At 63.0% G+C, this 4,956-nt stretch carries 5 protein-coding genes and 1 pseudogene; 4 read left to right on the top strand and 2 right to left on the bottom strand.

What is annotated here, in order from left to right:
• Nucleotides 1–77 (top strand): annotated as a pseudogene (locus WB785_RS20405) (type VII secretion protein EsxI); the annotation flags it as partial.
• Nucleotides 78–148: 71 nt separating this feature from the next.
• On the opposite strand, the gene WB785_RS20400 reads toward WB785_RS20405, so the two are convergent.
• Together WB785_RS20400 and WB785_RS20395 are read right to left on the bottom strand one after the other, a co-directional pair.
• Entirely contained in the window at nucleotides 149–1,483 is a 1,335-nt protein-coding gene (locus tag WB785_RS20400; protein WP_424081241.1) for a PPE family protein, read from the bottom strand.
• A gap of 37 nt (nucleotides 1,484–1,520) precedes the next feature.
• Entirely contained in the window at nucleotides 1,521–1,829 is a 309-nt protein-coding gene (locus WB785_RS20395) for a PE family protein (RefSeq protein ID WP_424081239.1), read from the bottom strand.
• Between the two features lie 293 nt (nucleotides 1,830–2,122).
• Here WB785_RS20395 and WB785_RS20390 point away from each other — a divergent pair, with 293 nt between their 5' ends.
• The 3 genes from WB785_RS20390 to kdpF all read left to right on the top strand — a co-directional run bounded on the left by WB785_RS20390 (nucleotide 2,123) and on the right by kdpF (nucleotide 4,852).
• The gene (locus WB785_RS20390) at nucleotides 2,123–2,896 is read left to right on the top strand and encodes a response regulator transcription factor (protein WP_424081237.1); all 774 of its coding nucleotides are present in this window, start codon (nucleotides 2,123–2,125) and stop codon (nucleotides 2,894–2,896) included.
• A gap of 16 nt (nucleotides 2,897–2,912) precedes the next feature.
• Nucleotides 2,913–4,397, top strand: a complete 1,485-nt coding sequence (locus tag WB785_RS20385) for a sensor histidine kinase (protein WP_424081235.1) — start codon at nucleotides 2,913–2,915, stop codon at nucleotides 4,395–4,397.
• Nucleotides 4,398–4,762: 365 nt separating this feature from the next.
• Nucleotides 4,763–4,852 carry a K(+)-transporting ATPase subunit F gene (gene kdpF, locus WB785_RS20380; protein WP_424081234.1) on the top strand — a complete coding sequence of 30 codons (90 nt, stop codon included), beginning with the start codon at nucleotides 4,763–4,765 and terminating at the stop codon, nucleotides 4,850–4,852.
• Nucleotides 4,853–4,956 lie beyond the last annotated feature (104 nt).

Here is a 4,956-nt window from a genome sequence, read left to right as displayed (position 1 = left end):
CTCACGGCCAAAAGGTGCAAACCGCCGGCAACAACATGAACTCCACCGACAACGCAGTCGGCGGCAGCTGGGCGTAGTTGATCAGCACCCCGCTCCAACCATTTTGTGGCCCGCACACCAAACCGTGTGCGGGCCACAGCTTTTGGTGCTAGCCCACCAGGTGCGGCGGAACCATGGTGCTACGCAAACCGATTCGATGCATCCCGTCGGCCTCGCGTTCGACGAGGCTCGGAAACGTCACTTTGGGCGCACCCACTGCCGTCGTCGACGCAGCTGGTGTCGCGCCTAAGCCGCTGTTGGGCAACGCAACCGCGCTCGGGGCGCTTGTCGACTCGACTGGCGGGCCCGCGCCGGCCCAACCCTGCGGTACCGATAATCCGTTCACCGAGGCCGCCTGGCCGATGCTGGCCGCTGCCCCCGCACCGCCGATCCCGCCGGTATCGCCCAGTCCTGCTCCTAGGCCTCCGAGCGGCAAAGTTCCCAAGGCTCCTAAGCCGCTGGACTCGGTCAACTCATCGGCACCCAAGAAATCGAGGCCCACGCCGATTACGTCCAATCCAACGCCGCCGCCGTCCAAGCCGACCAGACCGATCCCGTCCTCACCAAATCCGATGGTGTCCTCAATCAGACCCAACGACGAATCACCGCCAGCCGCAAGCAGGCCACCCAAAGCACCACTCGCGTCTGCGGTATTGCTGGCCGCCTTGACGGCACCCTTGCTCGTCGCGCCAGTCAAACCCGCGAGCATGCTGGCCGGGGTGGTGACCGCCGATGTCGCGGCTGACGTCCCGCTGCCCAGCGCCACCTGGCCCACCCCGGCCGGCGACGAGCCCGGCGCGGCCAGACCCTGCAGCGTTTGAGGCACGGACGACAGCGAAGCGACGCTCTGCGCGTGGTTACCGGCCGAAGTGCCGGCAGCTTGGACCGCCGCGGCCGACTGACCAGTCAGGCCAGCCGGGTTCGTGCTCGACTTGGGCGCGGTGAGCGGCGCCAGCCTCGAGGCCACCGCCGAGCTGGCTGCATAGGCGTACATGGCCGCGGCATCCTGAGCCCACATTTCACCGTAGTGAGCTTCGGTAGCCATGATCGCCGCCGTGTTCTGACCGAGGAAGTTCGTCGCGATCAGCGCCATCAGCTGAGCCCGGTTGGCGGCGACCAGAGGTGGCGGCGCCGTCATCGCAAACGCGGCCTCATATGCGGCGGCTGCCGCCCTGGCCTGGTTTGCCACCTGCTCAAGCTGCGCCGCGGTTGCGCTCATCCACGTCAAGTACGGGGCAACCGCGGCGGCCATCGACGTCGACGCCGGGCCCTGCCACGACACATCGGTAAGCCCGGTGACCACTGATCCGGCGGCGGTTGCGGTGGTTTGCAGGTCGGCGGCCAGTGCGTCCCACGCCCCCGCGGCGGCCAACATCGACCCCGCGCCAGGACCGGCATACATGCGACCCGAATTGACCTCCGGCGGAAACGCCCCGTAGTCCATTGCCCCTAACCTTCTCTACTTTCGGTTGTGCCGCGGATCAGCCGGCGGCTAGCACGTTGGCGGCTTCGGTGGCCGCATAGCACGCGGCGTTAGTCTGCAGCGTGGTCACCAGCAACGAATGAATTTCCTCGGCCGCAGCGCTGATAGCCCGGTAACTACCCGCATGGGCGGCGAACTGCGCCGCTGTCAGCGCCGAAACCTCGTCAGCCGCCGCCGGGACGACCCCGCCGGTCAGGCCCGCTGCTCCGTTATTTGCGGCCGCCATCGCCGAACCGATACCAGCAAGATCGCTGGCCGCCGACGACAGAACCTCCGGATGCGTGGTGACAAAAGAAGATGAAAACACGGAGTTCTCCAAGGTTTTAATTGCGAGCTGTCTGGGTCTTGTTACGGCAGAGTTACGTAAAGCGTTTACACACAATCGGTTAGCGATGTAGCCTCACTTTTGACCTGCGGCTCCCTGTGAACAGCTCTGTTACACAGTGTTTTTGGCGTGCAGCCGCTTAGCAAGCTCTCTGATGAGATGCATAGAAAACGCATATCCGACGGTCTCGGCCGCTGCTCGAACGATCGCCGACACATTTGAGAACGCTATGAGCCTCGTGACAATGGCGTGTGAGCCGGGAAGAATGGAGGGACATGGCGACAATGTCGGTTTCTGTGCGTGACCAGCGGCCGCGTCAGGCGATCCTCGGTCAGCTGCCCCGGATAACTCGCGGCGACGGGTCGCCGATCCGGGTTTTGCTGGTCGACGACGAACCGGCATTGACCAACCTGGTCAAAATGGCGCTGCATTATGAAGGCTGGACCGTCGAGGTCGCGCATAACGGTCGGGAGGCCGTGACGAAATTCGACGAGGTCGGTCCCGACGTGCTCGTCCTCGACATCATGCTTCCCGACATCGACGGCCTGGAGATCCTGCAACGGATCCGCGAGGCGGACGCCTACACCCCGACCCTGTTCCTTACCGCGCGCGACTCGGTGATGGACCGGGTCACTGGCTTGACGGCGGGGGCTGACGACTACATGACCAAGCCGTTCAGCTTGGAGGAGTTGGTCGCCCGGCTGCGGGGACTGCTTCGCCGTTCCAACCATATGGAGGCACCCGCGCAGGAGGGCCTCAAGGTTGGCGAGCTCACGCTCGACGGCGCCAGCTATGAAGTCGCGCGCGCAGGCAAGCCGATTTCGCTGACCTCAACCGAGTTCGAACTGCTGCGCTTCCTGATGCGCAATCCTGGTCGCGCGCTGACCCGCACCGAAATCCTGGACCGGGTTTGGAATTACGACTTCGCGGGACGTACAAGCATCGTTGATCTCTATATCTCGTATCTGCGGAAGAAGATCGACGCCGGCAGTGAGCCGATGATCCACACCGTGCGCGGTGTCGGATACATGCTGCGCCTGCCGAAATGACGGGCGCCGGCGACCAATGACCGGCGCCCCAACCGGACGCTGGTGGCGCCCACGTACCTTGCGCCGCCAACTGGTTCTAGGGGTTTCGGCGGTGGTCACGGTTGTCGTGCTGGTGGTCGGCTTGGTCACCACGCTGAGTTTTCGCAGCTACGTCAATGCAATGAACGATGCGGAAGTCGCAGAATCGCTTGATGGACTGAGCCATTCGTTCATGCGGTACCGCCACGGCGAATCGGTGCATCACAGCGATCTCGAGCATGCGATGTTGGGATTCACCGGACAGAACGCGGGCAACGTCATCGCCGTACTCCACAACGGCGAAGTGATTGGCACAGCGGTATTTTTCGAAGACGACCCTCGTCCCGCCGCTGCGGATGTCGTCGCCGCCATCAAGGCACAGCCCTGGCAGGACGGGCGGTTACGCACCGTGGCGCTGGGCAGCCTTGGTTCATTTCGGGTGGACAGCCAAAGTGCCGGTCCCGATGACCGCCTGGTCGTCGGGGTCTCGATGGATCTCACCAACAGAATTATCACGCGCCGAATCATTAGTGTCGCAATAGTTTCGATAGCAGCGTTACTTGTAACAGCGGGTCTCGCTACATTGGTGGTCACCTACGCGTTGCGCCCGTTGCGCCGTGTCGCCGGGACCGCCGCCGAGGTCGCCGGCACGACGCTTACCGGCGATGACCATCGCATCACTGCCAGGGTGCGACCGGAAGACACCGACTCGGACAACGAGGTGGGAATCGTCGGCCACACCTTGAATCGATTACTAGACAATGTCGACAGCGCGCTCGCGCACCGCGCTGAATCTGACCGGCGGATGCGACAATTCATCACTGACGCCAGCCACGAACTGCGCACCCCGCTGGCAGCGATCCAGGGTTATTCCGAGCTCACCCGCCAAGACAGCTCCGCATTGCCACCGACCACGGAATACGCGCTGGCGCGCATCGAGTCGGAGGCCCGACGGATGACTTCGCTCGTCGACGAGCTGTTGTTGCTTTCGCGCTTGGGCGAAGGTCAGGATCTGCGTACCGAAGACGTCGACTTGGGCGACCTCGTCCTCAATGCGGTCAACGACGCGGCGGTCGCCGCACCCAGTCATCGCTGGGTCAAAGACCTACCCGACGAGCCAGTCTGGGTCCGCGGCGACCCTGACCGCCTGCACCAACTCGTCAGCAATCTACTGACCAACGGCTGGGTACACACCCCGTCCGGAGTCACCGTGACGACAGCAATCGCCTGTCACCGGTCTGCTACGGGTGCGCCGTACGCCGAGTTGACGGTGACGGACGATGGGCCCGACATCGAGCGGGATCTGCTCCCGCACTTGTTCGAGCGATTCGTCCGCGCGAAGAACGCGCGATATGTCGGCTCCGGAAATGGACTGGGCCTCGCGATTGTCGATTCGATCGTCAAAGCTCATCAGGGCTCGGTGACTGCCGAATCCGGCGAAGGCAAAACCACTTTCCGGGTGTGCTTGCCGATCGTTGAGTAGCGGATCACACCGGCTTCAGCAACGGCCATGCGCGTCGCCTGCTAGGACGATCAGCCTTGTAGCAAACTCGGAGCGGTCGGCCGACCGTAAAGATTGCGTTAGGGGTGGAGCTTTACTCAGCGGCGAAGCATAGCTTCATTCCAGATCTTCACCGCAGAGGTCTAAATTGCATGCCGGACCCACGACTCGATCGACCATCGAGCTGACCGGTGTGACGAACGGAGAAACTATGTCGGTGGTTGCCTACGTCCTTCTGACGGTGGCAGTCTTCGCCGTCCTCGGATATGTGCAAAAGCTGGTTGAAAAGTTATGAGCCGCGCCCATGACGATGATGCCGGCGTAGCCGCGATCGTGGAGTGGCGCATATGAGCTACGACAACCTCGTCGGCCTCGTGCTGTCGGCAGTTTTGGCGGTCTACCTAGTCGCGGCCTTGTTCTTCCCGGAGAGGTTTTAGGTGAGCACTTCTACCGCGGGGATTGCCTTCCTCGCCTTGCTCGTGCTGGCATTGGTGGCGATACACGTACCGCTGGGCGACTACATGTACCGCGTTTACACGTC

Source organism: Mycobacterium sp., from assembly GCF_049585075.1.
GTDB lineage: Bacteria > Actinomycetota > Actinomycetes > Mycobacteriales > Mycobacteriaceae > Mycobacterium.
This window is presented reverse-complemented; position numbering and strand designations above follow the sequence as displayed.

Bases quoted from the DNA above. Each gene is read 5' to 3' on its own strand.
- WB785_RS20400 (WP_424081241.1), bottom strand. From the start codon at position 1,483: ATGGACTACGGGGCGTTTCCGCCGGAGGTCAATTCGGGTCGCATGTAT.
- WB785_RS20390 (WP_424081237.1), top strand. From the start codon at position 2,123: ATGGCGACAATGTCGGTTTCTGTGCGTGACCAGCGGCCGCGTCAGGCG.
- WB785_RS20385 (WP_424081235.1), top strand. From the start codon at position 2,913: ATGACCGGCGCCCCAACCGGACGCTGGTGGCGCCCACGTACCTTGCGC.
- kdpF (WP_424081234.1), top strand. From the start codon at position 4,763: ATGAGCTACGACAACCTCGTCGGCCTCGTGCTGTCGGCAGTTTTGGCG.